This window comes from Chitinimonas violaceus, from assembly GCF_052601015.1.
Genome location: NZ_JBQXDJ010000034.1, coordinates 1 through 22,082, shown reverse-complemented (window position 1 = coordinate 22,082; position 22,082 = coordinate 1). Strand labels below are relative to the sequence as shown.

The window sequence follows — 22,082 nt, the reverse complement described above, 5'->3', positions numbered from 1 at the left end:
GATTAATTCGCCACACAGAAACTGACGTGCACTTCGGTACATAAGATTGCAAGCCGATTGGCGCAAAGTGCTTCAAGCACATGCGCCTGGCTTATGGCCGCGCAGCAAGATCAGTAAATAAGGTATTAAGGACACTCCCACCATGACCATCCGCGTTTTGACCGGCATTACCACCACCGGCACGCCCCACCTCGGCAATTATGTCGGTGCTATCCGTCCGGCTATCGCCGCAAGCTATCAAGACGGGACCGAAGGTTTTCTTTTCCTGGCCGATTTCCACGCCTTGATCAAGTGTGACGACCCTGCCCGCATTGCACGGTCCCGCCTGGAAATGGCAGCAATCTGGTTAGCCGCAGGTATAGATACGGAACGGGTCACTATCTACCGCCAAAGCGATATCCCGGAAATTACGGAACTGAACTGGCTGCTCACCTGCGTTACCGCAAAGGGTTTGATGAATCGCTCCCATGCCTACAAGGCTGCGACCGATATCAATGAAGCGGCTGGCGAAGAGACTGATCATGGCGTCACCATGGGGCTTTTCTGCTACCCGGTGCTGATGGCGGCCGACATCCTGATGTTCAATGCGCATCAAGTACCTGTGGGACGTGACCAGATTCAGCATATCGAAATGGCGCGCGATATTGCCCAGCGCTTCAACCACCTGTATGGCCAGGGTAAAGAGCTGTTCGTGCTGCCAGAAGCCAAGGTGAGTGAAGATATTGCCCTTCTGCCGGGTCTCGATGGCCGCAAGATGAGCAAGAGCTACGACAACACCATTCCTCTGTTCCAAGGGAGGGCCAAGGGTTTGCAAGATGCCATTGCGAAAATCGTCACCGATTCCCGCATGCCTGGAGAACCTAAGGATCCAGACAGTAACTCCATTCTTACGCTCTATTCTGCATTCGGAACTACCGAGGAAACTGCTGCATTCCGTGCGGAACTGGAAGCCGGGTTGGGCTGGGGTGTTGCCAAACGCCGTCTGTACGAGCGTATTGAGCGGGATATCGGCCCAATGCGGGAGCGTTACGAAGCGCTGATCGCCAATCCGGAAAAAATCGAAGCCGCGCTGCAAGCCGGGGCCGCCAAAGCCCGGGCTATCGCCGCACCGTTTCTCGCCGCCTTACGCGCTGCCGTGGGCATCGGCAGCTTTACCGCAGCCCCCATTCCCGTGGATAAAGCCGAAGCGACCAAGGCAGCACTGCCTGTATTCAAGCAATACCGCGAGGCAGATGGCCGTTTCTATTTCAAACTGAATGCAGCTGACGGTCGCCTGCTGTTGCAGAGCCATGGTTTTGAGAACGGCAAGGAAGCTGGCCAATGGATAAGCCGGCTGAAACAGGAAGGTAACGCTGTACTGGCGGATGCCCCTGCCCAATTGGCCGAGAACATCAGCCAAGATGAAGTCGCGCAGGCCTTAGCGCAACTAAGCGAAGCTGAATAAAACGCCTGTTGCTGTCCTATTGCTATGCCTGGTTGGTATAAATGTACCAACTAGGCATGGGCTTTTATGGCCCCACGCCATACCACACGCCTGCTGCCATACAGCAATTCGCCCAGGAAAATACCATCGTTGGTTGTATACCTAGGAGATATAACCCGCGTAACGCGGTTATACCCGATCGTTGCTAACCCGCCGGGTATGAGGCCAACATGCGAGAGGCATTCCATCTAAACTTTGGGCGTCGTGCTGTATTGATACTCTATTTATTCTTCGCTATGCCCAGTGCGATAGCGGGTAGCCTGGGCGTCATCGGCATCGAGGCAAGCTCTCTTGCCAATCCTTTCTTTCAAGCCCTGGTGCGCGGCATCATGTTTTATGCTCGCGCGGTCGACCCTTCTGTTGAAGTAGTCACCGTACAAAACGAATACGATCTGCACCGTAACCAGTCGAACCTGGAGCAATTGAAAAGCCGCAAGGTTCGCGTGCTTTTCCTCAATGCCGCCAACTCCACCAGCGTTGCCCCTTTGATCGCCGAAGTGCGCAAGGCGGGCATCATCGTGATTGCTGTCGACGTGGAAGCGGCAGGCGCGCATGCCACAGTAATGACCGACAACCTGCAAGCTGGGCAAATCGCTTGCGACTATCTGGCGAAAGCGTTGCAAGGACGTGGCAAGGTTGCTATCCAAACCGGCCCCAGTGTTTCCTCCGTTATTGAACGCGTAAGCGGCTGCAAGCAATCCCTGCAGCGCTATCCCGACATACAGCTGGTACCTGGGGAGTTCAATGGCAGTGGCTCTCCTGTAGGAGGGCGCACCGCAATGGCACAAATCCTTAAAGCAGAACCCAATATCGCGGGTGTATTCACCATCAACGACCGCCAAGCTGTTGGATCAGACAAAACTTTGACTGAAGCTGGGCGTAACGATGTGTACATTATCAGCGTGGATGGCTCCCCGGAAATCGCCGAGCTGATGCGTCGCAGACCCAGGGTGCTAGGTTCGGCCAAACAAGACCCGTATGCCATGGCCCACAAAGCGGTAGAGCTTGCTGGCTTATTCCTGGCAGGCAAGACCGTAGCAAAACCGAAGATCCAGCTCAAATCCTCGTTGCTCACCCAGGATAACTTGGCTGACTATCGTGGATGGGAAGCAGAGCCGGGCAAAATATCACCCTAGGAACCCGTTCAAAGTCTGCTGCGCGTCTGCAATACGGCGTTAAAAACACCCTCGGAATACATCTGCAATATCTGGGCAACCGAACCGCGACGCTTCAGGATTGATCCGTCCCAGCACACTGTGGGACTAAACGCCTAGGGTCCACAATGGCCAAAACGCGGCACAGTTGGCATACCTCGTAGATACGTCGGTTTCACCAGCATCTCCCGCATGCAATACGTGCCTTTATTGGTGCGAATCTTAGTCACCCTGTCCGACCCTTCCTGAGTTTCCGTCTTCTCCAGAACAACCAATTCGGCCAGTTCATTCTCAAAACTGCGCGCCAATGCGGTTTGAAGGGCTGGTGACAGCTTCACCAAGTTCCGATGCTGAGCAGGCATACCAAGCAATTCCTGCCTACCGGATTGCTCTGCGCGTATAGTCCGATCCGCAGCCTTCACACCCGCCAATGCGCGTTCACTCAGACTGGCCTCGGGTACCGCTGGCACTTCTTTCTCCTCAACAGGCATAGCTTCCTTAGGTTCACTGATAACCTGCGATGGCAATACTGCTGTAGGGACGGGATGCCGGTTTGTTGATTTCGTTTTTGGAGCGGGCCGCTCCTTGCGTTCAGGCTCAGGCTCCTCAATCGGTAGAATGGGTTCAGACAGAATGGCGGCAGGCAATGGCCTCAAAACCACTTCCATGCTCAGTGAAGATGGACGCAAGCTAATCCGTTGCTCCGGCCACAGCCAAAGCAACAAACCATGCAACAACAACGATAACGTGCAACCGAGCGATACCCGCTGCCATCGTTCATTCACACCATCCACTCCTCAACACGGTGCGCGATAGACAGGGTCTGCCGGCCACGGTTCCTTGCCGGTGCTAATATCACTGGCCTGTCTTTCCGGATTCCTCATATGTTCCACACTGCAGAGCAGACACATAACCCCGATTACAATGAACTGGACAAGCAATTGGCGAGCTTGTTCGAGGGAGAGCGTGATTTTATTGCCAATGCTGCGCAGTTCTCCGCCTTTATCTATCAAACACTGGCTTCGGTAAACTGGGCGGGGTTCTATCTTGTACGCAATGAGGAGCTGGTACTCGGTCCCTTCCAAGGCAAAGTAGCCTGTGTCCGCATCCCTTTTGGTCGAGGTGTTTGCGGTAAAGCTGCCAGTACTCAAGAAACCGTGCGGGTGGAGGATGTACATCAATTTGCTGGCCATATCGCCTGTGATGCTGCATCCAATTCGGAAATCGTCTTCCCCGTTATTGCGGATGGCAGATTGGTCGGTGTATTTGATATCGACAGCCCGGAAAAACACCGGTTCAGCGATATCGATCAAACCGGGCTGCAACGATTGATCGCCCGCTTTGTGGCTGCGACGGATTTTCCGGTCTGAAGTCGAGAGTCGCACCCAGGACAATAAAAAACCCGCACATGCGGGCTTTTTATTGTCCTGCCAGTATGTCGTGGTTCAGCGATGTATCTGCAATTTGTGACCAACCTTCAACATACCTCGGGCAGCAGGCCGATTCCACTTTCTTAACTCACCCACGCTGACATCGTACTTGCGGGCTATTTCATCCAAGGTATCGCCGTTTCGCACTATGTATAAACGGGGCTTGGCTTGTTTAGCCTTTTCCTTTTCAACCATATTTTTATTGTTGGATGCATATGCCCCAGCACTGACCTTGAGCAAACTCCCCGGTGTTACGCTGTTGGATTGCAAACCATTCATCGCCTTCAACTCAGCCACGGGTACACCATAGTGCTTGGCGATGCTGAAGAGCGTATCGCCCTTGCCAATCTTATGCTGGATCAATGTCCCATGCGGCTTGCTGGGCACCATGTCCACCACATCACTAGGCACTGCGACGGCATTGGAAATAAGGGACGCCAGATTCTGCCGCTCGCTCACATTCATATCTGCACGGATCGGCACCAGAATGGTCTGACCGTTGGCTGCACGAACACCACCGAGTTTATTCAGGTCCCTTAACTCCGCGACCTGGATATTGAACCTGCCAGCAATCGCATCCAGTGATTCGCCGCGCTTTGTCACGTATGGCTGCCAGGACAACAATGGCGCATCGTAACTCTTCAGGTTCTGCTCAAAGGTTTCCACCTTGTCGATCGGTAGCAATAACTTACGATCTTCCTTGTGTGCAAACACAGGGCGAATAAACCCCGGGTTCAACATTAACAATTCTTCCATCGTCGTACCGGCGAGTTTGGCGACCAATTGCAAGTCCATATGCCGGCCAGTAGCCACAGGCTGGAAATAGGGCTTGTCGGGTACCGAGGGGATGGTCACACCATACGCCGAAGGGTTGGCGATGATGTTACGCACGGCGATCAACTTGGGAACGTAGTTTTCCGTTTCACGTGGCTTACGGATAGTCTCGAAATCATCGTCCATCCCTTTGGCTCGCGTCTTTGCCAACGCACGGCCAACACCGCCTTCACCCCAGTTGTAGGCTGCCAATGCAAGCTGCCAATCGCCAAACTGGTTATACAGGTCTTGCAGATAATCCAACGCGGCATAGGTGGCTGCCATCACATCTTGGCGACCGTCATACCACCATGTCCGCTCAAGCCCATAACGCTGCCCGGTAGCCGGAATGAACTGCCACAGGCCAGACGCCATCGCATGGGACTGAGCCTTGGGGACAAAAGCGCTTTCCACGATAGGCAGCAGTGCCAGTTCGGTTGGCATACCACGCCGCTCTACTTCACCCACGATGAAATAGAGATAACGCCGGCTACGCTCCACCACGCGCCGCATGTATTCAGGATTCCGGGCATAGAACTGTTCCTGGGCACGCACTTGCGCGTTGTCCAGGTTTTCCATCTTGAAGCCGTGCCGAACACGCGCCCACAAGTCAGCTTGTTCTGTAGATACCGGGGAATTCTGGGCAGGTGCGGCCTCTATGGCAGGCACCGGGGTAAACGCACCCGCATCGCTAGCGGGCACAGTCACATCGTCAGCAATGGCCTGCGGGACAAACAGCGCCGCAACCAAGGTGAACAAAGAGAGGAGGCGAAATTGAATAATTTGCATGTCCCGAAAAGCAAAAAGGCATGTCTAAGCAGGGGGATCTGTGGACATGCCAATGTCAAAAATTGGCTGGATGGTAACGGCGACCAGGGAGGGGCGTCAACCAAAAATTCCTTAATAATCAATATTAAGGCTCTAATTTCTAGTCGATATCAGCCGATTTCTCTGATCTTAGAACACATCCTTCCAACGTCGTAACGCAGCAAAAACTTCCTCCGGGCTGCTGTTCGACGCACCATGCCGGGCAGCAGCAGTCATCAAATCTGGTGACGTCCATCGCAAAAATGGATTCGTCGCTTTTTCCCGCCCAATGGTACTGGGCAAAGTGGGCTCATCTCGCGTTCGTCGGGCCGCATCCTCTGCTGCTCGCTGCTGCAAAGCGGCATTTTTCGGCTCGGCCGCCCGTGCAAAACGCTGGTTGGCAACCGTGTATTCATGCGTACAGCAAACCAGAGTCTCATCTGGCAAGGCTGCCAAGCGGGCCAACGACGACTGCATCTGACGTGGTGTTCCTTCGAACAATCGCCCACATCCACACGCAAATAAAGTATCGCCGCAGAACAATATACCTTCACCATAGTAGGCCAAGTGATCTTGCGTATGCCCAGGCACGGCCATGACTTCGAATTCCGCCGCAAACCCTGGCACTTGCAATCGGTCCCCATCGTTTAATACATGGTCTATACCAGCAATGCCGGCTGGCCCGAATACTGGACAACGATAAGCGGCAATCAGTTCCGCAAGTCCCGCGATATGATCTGAATGGTGATGGGTAATCAAGATGGCAGCGGGTTCCAGGCCCAGCTCGGCAAGCTTGGCGCGAACCGGACCGGCGTCACCAGGATCAACCACCAGCGTACGGCCGGCCTGATATGCCAGCCAGACATAATTGTCGTTCAAGATAGGAACGGGCAGGATGTTCAACATGAACCTCTCCAATCATCTAGGCACTCACGCCAGCGAAGCTTTTGCAGCTTGGCTGGCCAGCCCGCTCGGCCAATATGTTGTCCAGCATGAACAAGCATTCTTTGATAACGCCGTCGCTGATGTATTCGGTTATTACGCAGTGCAGCTGGAACTGCCCGGTATCGATTTTTTGCGCAGTAATCGCATGCCTACCCGCATCGTTGCAGGGACAGCCAGAGGGTGCAAGCTCGCATGCGACCCCACCCAGCTCCCTTTCCCTGCCGCCAGCATTGACCTGCTGATATTACCGCACACCTTGGACTTTCATCCCGACCCACATTCTGTGCTCCGCGAGGCAGAACGTGTGCTAGTTCCAGAGGGCCGGCTGATCATGAGTGGTTTCAACCCCTGGAGCCTTTGGGGTGCCACGCGATTGGCGAAAAGACGGCAAGGCATGCCTTGGCAAGGCCAATTTCTCAGTCAGCCTCGGCTTAAAGATTGGTTAGCATTGTTATGCCTTGAACCAACCAGCGGAAAAACCTATTGCTATTCCCCCCCTATTTTGCGCGACAACTGGCGAGAGAAGTTCTGCTTCATGGAACGCGCAGGTGAGCGCTGGTGGCCCGTCAATGGTGGTGTGTATTGCCTGGAAAGTGTAAAACGGGTACGAGGCATCCGGCTCATCACCCCTGGGTGGAAGAAAACCAAGCCTGTGGGTCGCGCAGTCGCCGTTGGCGCGGTGGATCGGCGGGAACCGAAACTGGTCGACCAGCGCAGACAGCGCTGATCAATACCTGTTCCAGGTCTATTGCGCATCAGCAATATGGTGTTGAAAACACCTTGTCTTACCCCCGCCCGCAAGGCTTTAAGAGTCGCTAACAAAACCCAGCGAAGCGATTCTAGCTACGCGCACAAGCGTAGACAGGTGGGTACGGCAAGCTTGCGAACAACGCCAGAAGGGTTTTGTTAGCGACGCTAAGCACCTTAAATCGTCGTCTGCTGCGCAGTAAGATGGTGAGCAGGCTCTAACAGGTGAAACGTCCTATGGTCAACACCTCAAATACTTGGTGCCGCTATTCTCGCCACACTATCCGACATCGGTGCCCTAACTTAAGCCCAAGGCTGCTCTGGCCCTGACCTTTGGGGCCATAATAGTCGCCACTCAGTAGCTGTTCACGGTCTACCATGGGTAGCAAATCCACCGGGTAATACACTGCACAGAAACCGCGTGTATCCATGCGCTCCGAACCCGAACGTTAGGCGCTCAATCCCGGTACATTCAGCACCCTATTTGCAAATGCTTTGGGGTAGCACATGGTTATACAACAAGATCGTGAACCAGTTCCAAGCTAGCGTGGCGCCATAACAGGGGCATCGCTACAATGCGGCGGACTCCGGTGACTTCCCGCCGCCGGGGCAAGATACCAATATGGGAGGTGACAATGTTTCACAAGCCAACATGGCTCGCATTGGGGCTGATAACGGCCCTGCCGTTAGCCCTACATGCAGCAGCGGGTGATCCGCAAGCTGGGGCAAAGAAGAATTCGATGTGCGTAGGCTGTCATGGCATCGAAGGTTACAAGACTGCATTCCCCACCGTTTACCACGTACCCAAAATCGGCGGCCAACATGCCGAATACATTGCATTGGCGCTTGCAGCCTATAAATCCGGTGCCCGTGAACACCCGACAATGACTGGCATCGCCGCTCAGCTATCGGATCAGGATATTGCCGACCTGGCAGCCTACTACGCCGAGAAACGCTGAGGTAACCATTATGAATGCACGAATCCTTTCTCTGCTCGTCCTTGCCGGCATGGCATGCGCTACACAAGCTGCGGATATAAACGCAGGTAAACTCAAGGCCGAGCAGGTTTGCGTTACCTGCCATAACGCCGATGGCAACAGCACCAACCCTCAGTACCCCGTACTGGCCGGCCAGCATGATGATTATCTGGCCCAGGTATTGCACGATTACAAAACAGGTGTCCGTAAAAATGCCGTTATGGCGGACATCGTCAAACCATTATCCAAGGCGGACATCAGCAATCTGGCTGCGTGGTTTGCCTCGCAGCAGAGCGTTTTGAACATGAAACGCTAACAGCCTATGGTAGTGATAATTCATGACAACGCCCGGCTTACCGGGCGTTGTGCTTTAAACGACAGGCTACTTCCAAATAAATGACCGGCATCATCCCCCTTCCCCACCTCAGCGACGGCAGCTTGATCGTCCGGCTGGCAACAGCCGACGATATCCCGGCCATCCTGGCGTTTTTCATTGCCAATCGCGAAGCCATGTGCCCGGTCGAACCGCGCCGGCCTGATAGCTTCTACACATCTTCCTTTTGGGAAATGCGCGTCGCACTGAACCTGAGCCACTACGAACGGGCACACAGTGTCTGCTTATTCGTTTTCGAGCCGGACGACCAGACCGTCATCGGCGATATCAATTTCACCAACATCAGCGGCTATCCCCATCATGGCTGTACGCTGGGTTACGCCCTGGCTGAATCTCAATGGGGTCGCGGCCGCATGCAGCGTGCTCTGAACCTGGCGATACCCTGGATATTCGATATGTTGAATCTGCACAGGGTAGCGGCCAATCATCTGCCGGATAACGAACGCAGCGCCCGCCTACTGCAAAAACTGGGCTTTCAACGCGAAGGAATGGCGCGCGACTATCTGTTGATTGACGGCTTGTGGCGCGACCATATTTTGACGGCTTTGACGCACAGCGACTGGCAGGCTCGCGACCATACTGCGCCGCTGGTGCATAAGCAGCGGGGGAAGGATTGATGTCTAGTTAAGCAGCTCCAGCCTGCATGGCCGCACGATATAGCGCCTCATACGCCAGCGCTGGGGCTGTCCAATCGAACTGGCGTCCCATGGCATGGCGGCGCACTTCACGCCACTGGGTCGGTTTGGCATGCAGTACAAAGGCCCGCTGTACCGCAGCGTCAAAATCAGCCTGTTCAAAGCGTTCGAATACAAACCCGCAGGCAGTGCCATCGGCCAGATTCTCAAGCGTACAATCCACCACCGTATCCGCCAGACCACCTGTTCGGCGCACCAAGGGCAGCGCACCGTATCGCATGCCATACATCTGCGTCAGCCCACAGGGCTCAAAACGTGACGGCACCAGCACCACATCCGCGCCAGCAAAGATGCGGTGCGACAATGATTCTTCAAAACCCAGCCGTACCACCACGCTACCGGGGTAATCCAGCTCCATCTGCTTGAAACCTGCCTCCAATTCAGCTTCACCACTACCCAGCACCATCAGTTGACCGCCTTGGGCAATAATCTTCCACATCCCCGCCAAAATCAGATGAAGCCCTTTCTGCTCCGTTAGCCGGCTTACCACGCCAAACAACAAGGCATTAGGCGCACCCGCCAAGCCTAGTTCCTTCTGTAAACTGGCTTTGCAACGCGCCTTACCCACCGTCTTTTCTGCATCGAAATGCCCAGGTAGAGCCGGGTCGCTGGCTGGGTTCCAACTCGCGGCGTCGACGCCATTCAGAATACCGGTCAGGTCGGCAGCGCGGTATCGCAACAGCCCATCCAATCCACAGCCATGCTCAACCGACTGGATTTCGCGTGCGTAGCTTGGGCTCACCGTGGCAATGCGGTCACTGAATTGCAGACCGGATTTGATGAAAGAAAGCTGGCCATGAAATTCCAGCCCATCGTACTGAAAGAAATTCCCCGGCAGACCCAGCTCACCAAATATATAGGCGGGAAACAAGCCTTGATAAGCCAGGTTATGTACGGTAAAGACACTGGTTGCCGGCTTTACCCCCCTTAGCAACGCAGCATGTTTCAAGTACGCCGAAGCAAGTCCCGCATGCCAATCGTGCGCATGCAATACATCGGGTCGCCAATCCGCCAAATGGCCTGCCGCCAGCTGCACGGCTACCCAACCCAGTAATGCAAATCTGCGGTGATTGTCCGGATAAGGACGTTGGTCGCCATCGGCATAAGGGTTACCAGGACGATCGAACAGGCTGGGGGCATCAATCACATATACGGGTGTGTTGTCTGGCAATCGGCCTTGCCAAAGCACGCATTCGGCTACGAAACGTGGTGGCATCACCGCTACTCGCTTAGCGTCGATCAAACCTGCGCGTATTGCCGGAAAACCAGGCAGCAGTATCCGGGCATCCATCCCCTGCGCACACTGGGCAGAAGGCAGGGCTCCGATCACATCGGCAAGCCCACCGGTTTTCAACCAGGGGTAACACTCTGCCGCCACATGCAGAATCTTCAACGCTACAGACCGGGTTGGATTGCTGCCTGACACATTCACACTTTCATGGCCTGCAACATCTCGCGCGTTACCAGCAACACACCACCCTCGCTGCGATAGAAATGCTTAATGTCGTTCTCGACATCCTCGCCAATCACCATGCCAGCTGGAATCTTGCAACCACGGTCCACTACCACCTTACGTAACCGGGCTCCTTGCCCCACATCCACATCGGGCAACAGAACTGCCTGATCGATCAGGCAATGCGGATGCACGCGCACCTTGTTGAAGAGCACCGAATTGGTCACCTGCGCCACCGATACGATGCATCCCAATGAAATGACGGCGTTGTATACCCGATGTTCACCACCGGCATCCTGTACAAACTTGGCAGGTGGAAGCTGTTCCTGGTAAGTCCAGATAGGCCAGCTCCGATCATACAAGTCCAGCTCCGGCGTGATGGACGCCAAGTCCAGATTCGCAGCCCAATAGGCATCCACCGTACCAACATCCCGCCAGTAAGGCGGCGCATGTGGATAGCTCGATACGCATGAGAGATTGAATGGATGGGCCAGTGCTTTGCCCGCCTTCACTGCGGCTGGAATCAGGTTCTTGCCGAAATCGTGCTCACTACCCGCGTCGTCAATATCCTCCTCCAGCAAGCGGTACAGATAATCGGCATCGAAGATATAGATGCCCATGCTGGCCAAAGCCTTATTCGGCTTATCCAACATCGGCGGTGGATTCAACGGCTTTTCGACGAAGTCTATGATCTTGCGCATTTCGTCTACCGCCATTACACCAAAGGCACTGGCTTCAACCAAAGGCACTTCAATACACGCTACTGTGACACCGCTTTTGATACCGAGTTTATCGAGACTCTGCACATGGTCGAGCAGCATCCGTGCGTAGTCCATCTTGTAGATGTGATCCCCAGCCAGGATCACCACATACTCAGGCCGATAGCTGCGGACGATATCAAGATTCTGGTAGACCGCATCGGCAGTGCCGCGATACCAGCTCCCGTCGTCCACACGTTGCTGAGCAGGTAACAGGTCGATGAACTCGTTCATTTCCGAGCGGAACATTGCCCAGCCACGCTGCAAATGGCGCAAGAGGGAATGCGACTTATATTGGGTAACCACACCGATACGACGTATGCCGGAATTCAGGCAATTGGACAGCGCGAAATCGATAATCCGGAACTTACCGCCGAAATGGACCGCCGGCTTGGCGCGCTTGTCGGTCAGCTGCTTGAGCCGTGTACCGCGACCACCTGCCAGCACCAAGGCGATGCTGCGCCGTGGCAGCTGACGAGCAATTATCAGGTCGTCCATTTCCCCTCCGGTTCTGCTCCGGCGAAGCAAGCAGCAATGCGTCAAGGTTCCGCTAAATGCCTCTTCTAAGAACCTGTTTGCAATTTGTCGCGGCAGCTGTCAGCGGGGTACAGAGCAGCACATAAGCCCCGATCACGGCTGCGCAGCAAGATCGTAAACAGGTTCTAAGTCACAACATCAGCCACCACACGTCCAGTATTGGCATAAATACTGCCCAACGACTCGGCAGCAGCAATTACTGCATGAAGTGCTGCCTGCGTTTCCTGCGTCTGCTCACTGACATCCGCGGTGTAATGCTCCAAATACACCCGCAAGGTCGCGCCTTCCGTGCCTGTACCTGACAAGCGGAAAACCACCCGCGATCCACCAGCGAACTCAACCCGTATCCCCTGCTTTTGCGAAAGCGAGCCGTCCACAGGATCGGTATAGGCAAAATCATCGGCATGCGTCACACATAAACCGGCCACGATGCTGTTGGGCAGACTGGGCAACTTGGCACGTAACGTGGTCAGTACCGCATCCCCCGCAGCAATACTCAGTCCTTCATAGTCGTGGCGTGAATAGAAATGTCGCCCGAATCGCGCCCAGTGTTCCCGCACAATCTGAGCTACAGACTGTTTACGTACCGCCACCAGATTGAGCCATGCCAATGCAGCCCATATCCCATCCTTTTCCCGTACATGGTCGGCACCGGTGCCATAGCTCTCTTCGCCACATAATTGGATACGGCCAACATCGAGCAAGTTGCCAAAGAATTTCCATCCTGTTGGCGTCTCATAGCAGTCAATGCCTAGCGCCTGGGCAACTTTGTCCACGGCCCGTGAAGTCGGCATCGAACGGGCCACGCCGGTGAGCCGCCCTTTGAATTGGGGAATGAGCTCGGCATTCGCAGCCAGTATTGCCAAGCTGTCGGATGGGGTAAGCACGAAGTCTCGGCCAAGAATCATGTTACGGTCCGCATCGCCATCGAAGGCAGCGCCAAAATCCGGCGCTTCCTCACCCTTCATAGTCTTGACAAGGTCAGCACAATACACCGGGTTCGGATCTGGGTGACCACCCGCAAAATCTGGCTGAGGCGCTGCATTGCGCACACTGTTCATGGGTGCGCCGAGCATGTCTTCGAAAAGCCGAATCGCATAAGGCCCACCGACTGCATGCAGGGCATCCAGGCGTAAACGGTGGCCCGCCGCAATCCAGTTTCTGATGGCGCCAAAATCGACCAGCTGCTGCATCAACGCAGCATAGTCTGTAACCGGATCAACCACGCACACCTGCATACCATCCAGCTCCACCTCACCCACGACAGCCAGGTCGATATCCTGTGCATCGCTCAAACGATATTCAGCTATCTGCAAGGTCGCAGCGTAAATTGCATCGGTCAGCTTCTCTGGCGCGGGGCCGCCATTGGCTGAATTGAACTTGATGCCAAAATCGCCATCAGGCCCGCCTGGATTGTGTGAAGCGGAAAGAATGATTCCTCCTACCGCCTGCCGCAACCGAATCAAGTGCGAAGCCGCCGGTGTAGACAACAACCCATGCTGCCCTACCAAAACTCGCGCAACACCATTGGCTGCCACCATTTTCAATATGATCTGCAAAGCAGCCGCATTGTGATAGCGACCGTCTCCACCCAAAACCAGCACACCTCCCTTGAGTTCAGGCATCACCTGGAAAATGGCCTGAACAAAGTTCTCGAGATAATGCTTCTGTTGAAAGACCGTAACCTTCTTACGCAAGCCGGAAGTACCGGGCTTCTGACCTTGGATTGGCTGGGTAGAGTACAAAATGTGTGTCATCTTTTATTTAAATGGAATTATTTCTTATTGGGGCAGTCTGTACGATTGCATACCTCGCATGCAAAAGCAGCAACAAACTTTAATACTGTCGCAATTCTAAATGAAGCCGATGCTTGCCGTTAAACGGGAACACTTTTTCTATACCTGATTTGCTACCAACCTAAACTGATACACAACACGTTTTTAGTTAACCAAATCATCACACACGCCTCATTGTTTTCTGAATGTATTTTCATTAATCAAAGCAGTTGAAAATAGTTGAGTCAAGAGAAATCAGGCCCTCTTTCAGCTGCTTGAACAAGCCAACCACCCAGGTTCCACGTTCTTTTCATACAGCAAGCCAATGCTGACCAGGAACGCTATCTGTTACCCAGCTACTTTATTTACAAGGATTAAACCGATTGTAACCAATAGCTTATCCGTAAAAGTTTTTTGAATATGAATTCAACCACCCTCTCTGCAATCTGGGTAATTCCCCAACATCGTTCAAGAATGCCATTGTGATAGGATTGCGAGAAATGTATTAGGCGTACATTATTTTGTGGGCAACACATATTAATGCTCACCGCAAGTTTGATTGTATTAACTCCCCTCGCATCGTTTCACGATGCTGCAATTAATTATTTGGAACGCTAAGTTTATGAAAAAATGGTGGTCGATAAGTTTTGCTGCAATATCTATGTTTGCCCATGCGGAAGTAGGCGTAACGGATAGTGAAATCATTATTGGACAATCTGCAGCATTGAGCGGCGCTGCAGCGGAATTAGGCAAAGGGGTTAGCCGCGGCGCGAATGCGTATTTCGATCAGATTAATAAACGTGGCGGTATACACGGCCGCAAGATTCGCCTTGTGACATTGGACGACGGCTATGAGCCCGATCGTGCCGCTGCCAATACCAAGAAATTGTTGGAAGACGAAAACGCATTCGCTTTGTTCGGCTATGTCGGCACCCCAACGTCGAATGCATCACTACCGCAAATCAAACAGACCGGCGTCCCGTTCATTGCGCCTTACACCGGTGCAGATAGCCTGCGGGAGCCTTTTACCCGCAATGTATTCAACATTCGCGCAAGCTATGGCGACGAGGCAAAGAAAATCGCCGAATTCATCTCCAAGATGGGTATGAACACCATCAACGTGCTCTACCAGGATGATGCTTATGGCTCTGCCGGCCTCGTTGCCATGCAGGAAGCGGCAGCGATATACAAGCTGACCATCAAAGCCAAGGCAACCGTAAAACGTAATAGCACAGACGTGTCCCGTGCCGTTGAAGAGTTGATTGTCAATAAACCGGCCAACGCGGTATTCATCGTGTCTGCGTACAAGAGCAGCGCCGCTTTTATTTCAGCGGCTCGCGCACGTAACTCCATCGGCCCGTTCTATAACGTCAGTTTCGTTGGTACCGAAGCGCTGGTGAATGAGCTCAAGCAGAATGCCAACGGCGTTATTGTCACCCAAGTGGTGCCCTCACCCTACAACGCGATCAAACCTGTAGCCCAGGACTACCAAAAAACCATGAAAGCGGCCGGCATCAACACCGTCGACTATCCCAGCATGGAAGGCTACCTGGGAGCACGCATACTGGCAGAAGGCATTAAGCGGGCTGGCCGCGATCTGAATCGCGAGAAACTCATCAACGCCTTGGAAGGCCTGCACAATTACGATATGGGCGGATTCCGCGTCAATTTCTCTGGCACCAATCGCAGCGGCTCCCAATTCATTGACCTGACCGTGCTCGATAGCAGCGGGAAGATTCGCAGCTGATAGCGCACCAGAAGAAACTGCAATTGAACCCGGATCACCGCTACGCAATAAGATAGTGAACAGGTTCTTAAAGCCAGCTCAAAGTCTCGCGAGCTAAAGCAAGACAAGGCGAAAACGCCCGAGGAAGCGGAGTTTACAAATGGTAAATGATCATTCCGAGGGCGTTTTCAACGCCGTATTGCTGACGCGTAGTAGACTTCGAAGCAGCTCTAAAACCTTACGATCTGTCGCGAGCAGCCGTCAGCAGGGTGAAGCGCAGCGCAGAAACCGGAATGTACTTAGGTACATGAGGATTTCGAGCAGCACATAAGCCCTGATCACGGCTGCGCAGTAAGATCGGGAACGGATTCAACGTCCCAACCAACGCCTTAGCATCTCCCACTCCGCATCCCGCCCCGCGGCCACTTGCTGTGGTGAAGTACTGACCGTGACATCCGGTAGCAAACCGGCATCAGCCTGATCTGGCTTGGAAGAAAAACTCGCGACCAGGGGAATGTCGATTTCAATGCCCGAACCGGGCAAGCGTAGAAACATGAATGCGCCACCATTGCTTCCACGCAAATTACCCCCCGTAGGCCGGCCAAACAACAGGCCCCGATTCAACTCACGAATACGTAATGCAAACAGAAAGCTGGCTGCACGATTGCTCGCATCCACCAGCAATATGACTCGGCCCCGGAAACTTGGCGACAGCAATGGAATCTGGCTCAATGTAGATTGGCTGCTGAATAAAGCGAACAAACCTTGAGCATCTGGTTCGGCCACCGTATTCCAGCGGTAAAAGCTTGGATCGGCCGTTTCCAGATGCGGACGAAGCGACATAGGAACCTGCTGGTATCGAACCTTGGTCTGCATGGATTGGCGTGGTATGGACTGATCTACTAGATAACCAAGCAGGCTTTCGCCCACTTCGTCCAACCCTCCCTCATTACCCCGTAGGTCTATCACCAGCTCAGTACTTTGCCTGTCAGCAATCTGCTGGAAACTCTGCTGCAAGAAGCCGCGCCAGTCCCAATCACCCACGTCCCAGGTTGGCATCTGCAGCCAAGCAAGCCGTACACTTGGAAACTGCAACTGCCAGCGCCCACCTGCAGCATTATCGGCTTGGCGAATTGCTGCACGCTCCGCCGCACGCTGTAGTGGCAGCTTGATCTGTTGGATATGGCTGGCATTCGGTTTGAATACGCTCAACTGCACCTGTCTGCCATCTGATGGGAAACGTAACGGCCAATACACATCGAAGGGTTCGACCAGATGTCGTCCCTGTACTTCCAATAATCCAAACCGCTGCGCATCGTTATGGCCATCTGCACTAACCAAGGGCAGCAAAACCTGCAGGATCTGCTCAACAGGTACGCCATTCACCCTTAGAATCTGCGAACCCACCGGCAGGTCTGCATTGAAGCTACGGCTGACCACCATACGTTCACCGAGCCATCGGAAATAAAACGGCAGTCGGGGTGCTTCCAATACCGCCTGCCGGACATTGTCTGGTTGGTTGGTAAAGTCGGGGCCGGTATTGCTGCACTTCAGTTGTGCAGTAAAGGTGGCAAAGGCCAGATACGCTTGCGCCACGCTCTGGCTCGTCCGTAAACGGGTCTGCAGTTGTTGGAATTGCGCTTCAATCTGGCTGGGACTGTTATAACGATAAAGCCCTGGGTGCAAAGCTTGTAATGCATCGCGCAATAGCTGTGCATCTGCCTGCAATACAGATGGGCTGAGTACAGGGGAAGCCTCGTCAGCCCAAAGCGGTACAAGGCAGGCCAGAGCCAGGATCAGCGAGAATAAGATTCGCCTGCAGTAAACCCGCATCTACCCCCCTGCATACGGTGGCAATCGGCCCCTTAGAACCTGTTCACAGCCTGCTGTGCATCAGCAATACGGCGTTGAACAGCTTCTTAAAACTGAACACGGCTGTGTAACAAGATCGTAAACGGGCTTACCAGGTCACCCTACCGTCCGTACTCAGTACCAGCAACCAGATCGCGTTGGCCGCCACTTCCACTTGGTTCTGGAACAGTGCACTCCCGACATCAGACTCAGCGGTATCCAATACACGTTCCCAACGCCCTGGCCGGAGTTGGAACACCGTTGGATGTTTCTCTGCGTTGATCAGCAAGAGGCAGCGCTGCTTCTCCCCTTCCGGGCTCAGTTCCACCGACAGACTGAATGCATTCAAACCATCCCACTCTGCCGGGGTCATGGCCGTGCCTGCTGCATTTCGCCACAGCACATCGGCACGCTCGTAACCACCATGGCCAGTTGCTGACAGCCAACGACCAAAACGCAGGGCCGGATAGCTACGACGCATCGACAATAACCGGGCGGTAAACTCCGCCATGCCCTGGTCTGCCGCTTCCCAATTAAGCCAGCTGATCGGCCCATCCTGGCAATACGCATTGTTATTACCCTGCTGGGTGTGGCCAATCTCATCACCAGCCAGCAACATTGGCGTCCCCTGGCTGAAAATCAACGTAGCCAGCATGGCGCGACGCAAACGCGCGCGGAGCACATTCACCTCTGCTTTGTCAGTCTCCCCTTCCACACCGCAGTTCCAACTATGGTTGTGGCTGTGCCCATCGCGATTTTCCTCGCCATTGGCTTCGTTGTGCTTATGGCTGTAGCTGACGAGGTCACGCAGATTGAAGCCATCATGCGCCGTCAGAAAGTTCACACATGCCCATGGCAAACGACCACGCCGTTCGAAAAGATCACTGCTGGCCGTCAACCGCCGCGCAAATTCACCTCGGCTTACGCCATGGTGTAACCAGAAACTACGCACGCTATCTCGAAAGCGGTCGGTCCACTCAGCCCAACCCGGTGGAAACCCCCCAAGCCGATACCCATCCGGGCCCAGATCCCATGGCTCGGCAATCAACTTGAGGCGAGACAGCACTGGGTCGGCTGTGATGGCAGCGAAGAAAGCGGACCAGGCCTCGAACGCACCAAACATGCCACGCGCCAGAATCGGGGCAAGATCAAAACGAAAGCCATCGACATGGCAATCAGTCGCCCAAAATCGCAACGCATCTAGCACCAATTGCAAACAGCGTGGCTCTGCAACATTCAGGGTGTTGCCACACCCCGTCCAGTTCTCGCAATGCCCGTCTGGCCCAAGGCGATAGTAGGTACGGTTGTCCAACCCACGTAGATTGAAGCTTGGCCCGCCCACGCCACCTTCTGCGGTATGGTTTAGCACCACGTCCAGTACAACCTCCAAGCCTGCAGCATGCAGGCTCTTGACCATGCTTTTGAATTCGCCCAATGCATCGTCGCTTGAGGCATACCGTCTTTCCACCGCCATAAAGCACAGATTGTTGTAACCCCAATAATTCACCATACCCCGGGAAAGCAAATGTCCCTCATCAGCACAGGCTGCTACGGGCAACAGCTCCACTGTGGTCACACCCAACCACTTCAACCAATCGATACTGGCTGGATGCGCCAAACCGGCGTAACTACCACGCAAAGCCGTAGGCACAGCTGGGTTCAACTGGCTGAACCCCTTTACATGCAGCTCATAAATCACTGTGTCGTTCCAGGGAACAGCCGGCGGGCGGTCATCTCCCCAATCAAAGCGATCATCCGACACTACGGCCTTTACAGCGTGGGCGGTGTTGTTACGGGGATCGAGCCGGCTAGGGTCGCCCGGCAGATGGTCACAATAATCAGTTATGTCGGTATAGCGGCCATGTAAACGGCGCGCGTAAGGGTCGCACAGCAGCTTGCTGGAGTTGTATCGCTGCCCATGTTCAGGTGCAAAACGTCCATAGGCGCGGTACCCATAGATCATGCCGGGCTCCGCGCCAGGCAGGTAACCATGCCAGACACCAGCATGCCAGCCAGGTAAGGGCAAACGAGCCAGCTCGCGCTTGCCGGCAGGGTCGAACACACACAGCTCGACCAAATCAGCATTCAATGCATAGACGGCAAAATTGACGCCGTACCCGTCGAAATGGCTGCCAAGGCGAAAGGGGTCACCCACTATCAACCCTAGGGCCTGCGCCATCTCATGTCTCCCTTATAAAAAACTGCACTGCCAAAGGTGCCAGCCGCAAATTCACTGACTGGCCCCGACCATGCGCAGCCAGTGGCTCGGCCCATGCATCGCCATTCCCGACATTGCTGCCGCCATAACATTCCGCATCGGTATTCAGTACCTCATACCAGCGTCCGGCGTGGGGCACCCCGACACGATAGTTTTCCCGCACCAGGGGTGTGAAATTACATAGCACCAGCACCTGGCCACCATTCCCATCATGACGGATGAAACTGAATACCGAATTATCTGCATCGTCCCAACATACCCATTCAAAACCTGCCGGTTCGCAATCCAGCACATGCAATGCAGGGGTCTTTCGATATAGATGATTCAGATCCTGCACGAGCTTTTGCACGCCGGCGTGGCGAGGATCGTTGAGCAAATGCCAATCGAGACCGGCATCGTGGTTCCATTCGGCCACCTGCGCAAACTCCCCCCCCATGAACAATAGCTTCTTGCCAGGATGTGCCCACATAAACCCAAATAACGCGCGCAAATTGGCAAACCGCTGCCAATCATCCCCCGGCATTTTCGTTAGCAACGATCCCTTACCATGCACCACTTCGTCGTGTGACAGCGGTAGAACGTAGTTTTCCGAAAAAGCATAGGTCAGACCAAAACTCAGCTCACCCTGGTGGTAACGTCGGAAAATCGGCTCATGTCGCATATAGGCCAAGGTGTCATGCATCCAGCCCATATTCCATTTGTAATGGAAGCCAAGACCACCATGCTCGGGCGGGCGGCTCACGCCAGGAAACGTCGTTGACTCCTCCGCGAGTGTGATGGTGCTCGGGCACTCCACCCCCACCCAGTGATTGGTTTGCTGCAGAAAAGCAATTGCCTCCAGGTTTTCCCGCCCACCATGGACATTCGGTATCCAGTCACCATCGGCCCGGCTGTAGTCGCGATACAGCATGGAAGCCACCGCATCGACACGGAGGCCATCAATTCCATAACACTGCAGCCAGAACAAGGCATTGGCGCTCAGGAAATTGGCCACCTCCCGGCGGCCGTAATGGTAGATCAGGGTATGCCAGTCATGGTGAAAGCCTTCACGTGGGTCGGCATGCTCATATAAATGGCTGCCGTCAAAATTCCCCAACCCATGCTCATCCTCAGGGAAATGACCCGGTACCCAATCAAGTATTACCCCTAGCCCGGCCTGATGCGCCGCAACTACGAAATCACGGAAATGCTCCGGCGGACCAAAACGACTGGTCGGCGCATACAGCCCAGTTGGTTGATATCCCCATGAGCCATCAAAAGGGTATTCTGTGATCGGCATAAGCTCGATGTGAGTGAACCCCATCTCAACCACATAAGGAATCAGAGTCTCAGCGAGCTCTTTGTAACTCAGCCATTCAAAGCCACGTTTACGCCACGACCCGAGATGAACTTCATAAATGCTAACCGGTGCTGAGCGATGCTGTTGAGGGTGTGCAAATTCGGCTGGAACAGGTAATTCAGCGACTATTGATGCCGTAGCTGGGCGCAGTTCGGCATAAAACGCCAGTGGGTCGGCTTTTTTTACACGACGGCCATCCCAATCCAAGACTTCATATTTATAGGGCTCACCAACACTGAGACCTGGGATGAATATCTCCCAAACCCCACATTCGCGGCGCAAGCGCATTGGATGGCAACAACCATCCCAAAAATTGAAATCTCCAACTAGAGATACACGCTTGGCATTTGGCGCCCAAACACAAAAAGCGACGCCCGCTACACCTTCCACCGTACGAGGATGTGCCCCCAGGCTATCCCATAAGCACCGATGGCTGCCTTCTGCAATATGCCAAACTTCTTCGCTGGTCAGTACCAAGGGGAAGCGGTAGGGGTCATCGCGTTCCTGCGTACAACCAAGCCAACTTGCCCGCAATCGATAAGGGAATGGCGCTTTCGTAGTAGAGGCATACGCAAACAGACCCCGAGGGTCCAAACACACCAAATCCGCTAACCAGTGCCCTTCATTATTCAGCAACGCCACCGCTTGGGCCTGTGGCAGCCAGCAACGCAACAACCATTGACCGTCATCATCGCGCTGCCAGCCAAGTATCGAAAACGGATCGGCATGCTCGCCACGGCACAAGGCTTCTACCACCCACGGATCGAGCGCTATGCCTGTCATGCCGACTCCTGGTGCGTTTGATCTAATCCTATATGCTAGGCCGCTTTGCGGTGGTAATCACCTCTTTGACACCAATCGGCATAGGGGCGGCCAGATTACTTGGCCGACCCCTGCCACACCACCCGGCATGCGGGTCCGCACCGGGCGGTTCGAGAAGTTGAGGTTAGGCGAGTCTTGGAACTCCCAGGCGGTCGAAA

17 protein-coding genes are annotated in these 22,082 nt (G+C 54.2%); 8 read left to right on the top strand and 9 right to left on the bottom strand.

Annotation, left to right across the window (positions count from 1 at the left end; all coding sequences use genetic code 11):
- Nucleotides 1-142: 142 nt before the first annotated feature.
- Nucleotides 143-1,444: a tryptophan--tRNA ligase gene (locus ACUHMQ_RS12485; RefSeq protein ID WP_445295792.1), complete on the top strand. Its 1,302-nt coding sequence runs from the start codon at nucleotides 143-145 to the stop codon at nucleotides 1,442-1,444.
- Nucleotides 1,445-1,653: 209 nt separating this feature from the next.
- The gene (locus tag ACUHMQ_RS12480; RefSeq protein WP_445295791.1) at nucleotides 1,654-2,619 is read left to right on the top strand and encodes an ABC transporter substrate-binding protein; all 966 of its coding nucleotides are present in this window, start codon (nucleotides 1,654-1,656) and stop codon (nucleotides 2,617-2,619) included.
- A gap of 134 nt (nucleotides 2,620-2,753) precedes the next feature.
- On the opposite strand, the gene ACUHMQ_RS12475 is transcribed toward ACUHMQ_RS12480, so the two are convergent.
- Complete coding sequence (locus tag ACUHMQ_RS12475; RefSeq protein ID WP_445295790.1) at nucleotides 2,754-3,422, bottom strand: hypothetical protein; 669 nt, start codon at nucleotides 3,420-3,422, stop codon at nucleotides 2,754-2,756.
- A gap of 99 nt (nucleotides 3,423-3,521) precedes the next feature.
- On the opposite strand from ACUHMQ_RS12475, the gene msrC reads away from it, so the two are divergent.
- Nucleotides 3,522-4,007, top strand: a complete 486-nt coding sequence (gene msrC / locus ACUHMQ_RS12470) for a free L-methionine (R)-S-oxide reductase MsrC (RefSeq protein WP_445295789.1) — start codon at nucleotides 3,522-3,524, stop codon at nucleotides 4,005-4,007.
- A 75-nt stretch (nucleotides 4,008-4,082) separates the two neighbouring features.
- On the opposite strand, the gene ACUHMQ_RS12465 is transcribed toward msrC, so the two are convergent.
- Together ACUHMQ_RS12465 and gloB are read right to left on the bottom strand one after the other, a co-directional pair.
- Nucleotides 4,083-5,669, bottom strand: a complete 1,587-nt coding sequence (locus ACUHMQ_RS12465) for a LysM peptidoglycan-binding domain-containing protein (protein ID WP_445295788.1) — start codon at nucleotides 5,667-5,669, stop codon at nucleotides 4,083-4,085.
- A 168-nt stretch (nucleotides 5,670-5,837) separates the two neighbouring features.
- Nucleotides 5,838-6,593: a hydroxyacylglutathione hydrolase gene (gene gloB, locus ACUHMQ_RS12460; protein WP_445295787.1), complete on the bottom strand. Its 756-nt coding sequence runs from the start codon at nucleotides 6,591-6,593 to the stop codon at nucleotides 5,838-5,840.
- Here gloB and ACUHMQ_RS12455 point away from each other — a divergent pair.
- From ACUHMQ_RS12455 to ACUHMQ_RS12440, 4 genes are all read left to right on the top strand, one after another.
- On the top strand, nucleotides 6,592-7,359 hold the full coding sequence (locus ACUHMQ_RS12455; protein WP_445295786.1) for a class I SAM-dependent methyltransferase: 768 nt from the start codon (nucleotides 6,592-6,594) through the stop codon (nucleotides 7,357-7,359). The two genes, gloB and ACUHMQ_RS12455, sit on opposite strands and share 2 nt — an antisense overlap.
- 655 nt (nucleotides 7,360-8,014) lie before the next feature.
- The gene (locus ACUHMQ_RS12450) at nucleotides 8,015-8,338 is read left to right on the top strand and encodes a c-type cytochrome (protein ID WP_445295785.1); all 324 of its coding nucleotides are present in this window, start codon (nucleotides 8,015-8,017) and stop codon (nucleotides 8,336-8,338) included.
- A gap of 10 nt (nucleotides 8,339-8,348) precedes the next feature.
- A complete protein-coding gene (locus ACUHMQ_RS12445; RefSeq protein WP_445295784.1) occupies nucleotides 8,349-8,672 on the top strand; it encodes a c-type cytochrome in 324 nt (107 codons plus the stop codon).
- A gap of 80 nt (nucleotides 8,673-8,752) precedes the next feature.
- Nucleotides 8,753-9,367: a GNAT family N-acetyltransferase gene (locus ACUHMQ_RS12440; protein WP_445295783.1), complete on the top strand. Its 615-nt coding sequence runs from the start codon at nucleotides 8,753-8,755 to the stop codon at nucleotides 9,365-9,367.
- A 7-nt stretch (nucleotides 9,368-9,374) separates the two neighbouring features.
- On the opposite strand, the gene glgA is transcribed toward ACUHMQ_RS12440, so the two are convergent.
- The 3 genes from glgA to ACUHMQ_RS12425 all read right to left on the bottom strand — a co-directional run bounded on the left by glgA (nucleotide 9,375) and on the right by ACUHMQ_RS12425 (nucleotide 13,950).
- Nucleotides 9,375-10,871, bottom strand: coding sequence for a glycogen synthase GlgA (gene glgA, locus ACUHMQ_RS12435; RefSeq protein WP_445295782.1), 1,497 nt, complete (start codon nucleotides 10,869-10,871; stop codon nucleotides 9,375-9,377).
- Nucleotides 10,872-10,873: 2 nt separating this feature from the next.
- On the bottom strand, nucleotides 10,874-12,154 hold the full coding sequence (gene glgC, locus ACUHMQ_RS12430) for a glucose-1-phosphate adenylyltransferase (protein WP_445295781.1): 1,281 nt from the start codon (nucleotides 12,152-12,154) through the stop codon (nucleotides 10,874-10,876).
- Between the two features lie 164 nt (nucleotides 12,155-12,318).
- Nucleotides 12,319-13,950, bottom strand: coding sequence for an alpha-D-glucose phosphate-specific phosphoglucomutase (locus ACUHMQ_RS12425; RefSeq protein WP_445295780.1), 1,632 nt, complete (start codon nucleotides 13,948-13,950; stop codon nucleotides 12,319-12,321).
- 679 nt (nucleotides 13,951-14,629) lie between these two features.
- Between ACUHMQ_RS12425 and ACUHMQ_RS12420 the strand changes: the two genes are divergently transcribed.
- Nucleotides 14,630-15,715 (top strand): ABC transporter substrate-binding protein, encoded by a 1,086-nt coding sequence (locus ACUHMQ_RS12420; RefSeq protein ID WP_445295779.1) that lies wholly within the window; start codon nucleotides 14,630-14,632, stop codon nucleotides 15,713-15,715.
- Between the two features lie 348 nt (nucleotides 15,716-16,063).
- Here the strand turns inward: ACUHMQ_RS12420 and ACUHMQ_RS12415 are convergent, their stop codons facing one another.
- The 3 genes from ACUHMQ_RS12415 to glgB form a co-directional block, all read right to left on the bottom strand.
- Nucleotides 16,064-17,527, bottom strand: coding sequence for a S41 family peptidase (locus ACUHMQ_RS12415; protein WP_445295778.1), 1,464 nt, complete (start codon nucleotides 17,525-17,527; stop codon nucleotides 16,064-16,066).
- A gap of 127 nt (nucleotides 17,528-17,654) precedes the next feature.
- A complete protein-coding gene (gene glgX, locus ACUHMQ_RS12410) occupies nucleotides 17,655-19,724 on the bottom strand; it encodes a glycogen debranching protein GlgX (RefSeq protein ID WP_445295777.1) in 2,070 nt (689 codons plus the stop codon).
- A gap of 1 nt (nucleotide 19,725) precedes the next feature.
- Nucleotides 19,726-21,885: a 1,4-alpha-glucan branching protein GlgB gene (gene glgB, locus ACUHMQ_RS12405; protein ID WP_445295776.1), complete on the bottom strand. Its 2,160-nt coding sequence runs from the start codon at nucleotides 21,883-21,885 to the stop codon at nucleotides 19,726-19,728.
- Nucleotides 21,886-22,082: the final 197 nt, after the last annotated feature.

Coding starts and splice junctions, on each gene's coding strand:
- ACUHMQ_RS12420 (WP_445295779.1), top strand. CDS start 14,630: ATGTTTGCCCATGCGGAAGTAGGCGTAACGGATAGTGAAATCATTATT.
- ACUHMQ_RS12455 (WP_445295786.1), top strand. CDS start 6,592: ATGAACCTCTCCAATCATCTAGGCACTCACGCCAGCGAAGCTTTTGCA.
- ACUHMQ_RS12450 (WP_445295785.1), top strand. CDS start 8,015: ATGTTTCACAAGCCAACATGGCTCGCATTGGGGCTGATAACGGCCCTG.
- ACUHMQ_RS12440 (WP_445295783.1), top strand. CDS start 8,753: ATGACCGGCATCATCCCCCTTCCCCACCTCAGCGACGGCAGCTTGATC.
- glgC (WP_445295781.1), bottom strand. CDS start 12,154: ATGGACGACCTGATAATTGCTCGTCAGCTGCCACGGCGCAGCATCGCC.
- ACUHMQ_RS12465 (WP_445295788.1), bottom strand. CDS start 5,669: ATGCAAATTATTCAATTTCGCCTCCTCTCTTTGTTCACCTTGGTTGCG.
- ACUHMQ_RS12485 (WP_445295792.1), top strand. CDS start 143: ATGACCATCCGCGTTTTGACCGGCATTACCACCACCGGCACGCCCCAC.
- glgB (WP_445295776.1), bottom strand. CDS start 21,885: ATGACAGGCATAGCGCTCGATCCGTGGGTGGTAGAAGCCTTGTGCCGT.
- ACUHMQ_RS12445 (WP_445295784.1), top strand. CDS start 8,349: ATGAATGCACGAATCCTTTCTCTGCTCGTCCTTGCCGGCATGGCATGC.
- msrC (WP_445295789.1), top strand. CDS start 3,522: ATGTTCCACACTGCAGAGCAGACACATAACCCCGATTACAATGAACTG.
- glgX (WP_445295777.1), bottom strand. CDS start 19,724: ATGGCGCAGGCCCTAGGGTTGATAGTGGGTGACCCCTTTCGCCTTGGC.
- ACUHMQ_RS12480 (WP_445295791.1), top strand. CDS start 1,654: ATGCGAGAGGCATTCCATCTAAACTTTGGGCGTCGTGCTGTATTGATA.
- gloB (WP_445295787.1), bottom strand. CDS start 6,593: ATGTTGAACATCCTGCCCGTTCCTATCTTGAACGACAATTATGTCTGG.
- ACUHMQ_RS12415 (WP_445295778.1), bottom strand. CDS start 17,527: ATGCGGGTTTACTGCAGGCGAATCTTATTCTCGCTGATCCTGGCTCTG.
- ACUHMQ_RS12425 (WP_445295780.1), bottom strand. CDS start 13,950: ATGACACACATTTTGTACTCTACCCAGCCAATCCAAGGTCAGAAGCCC.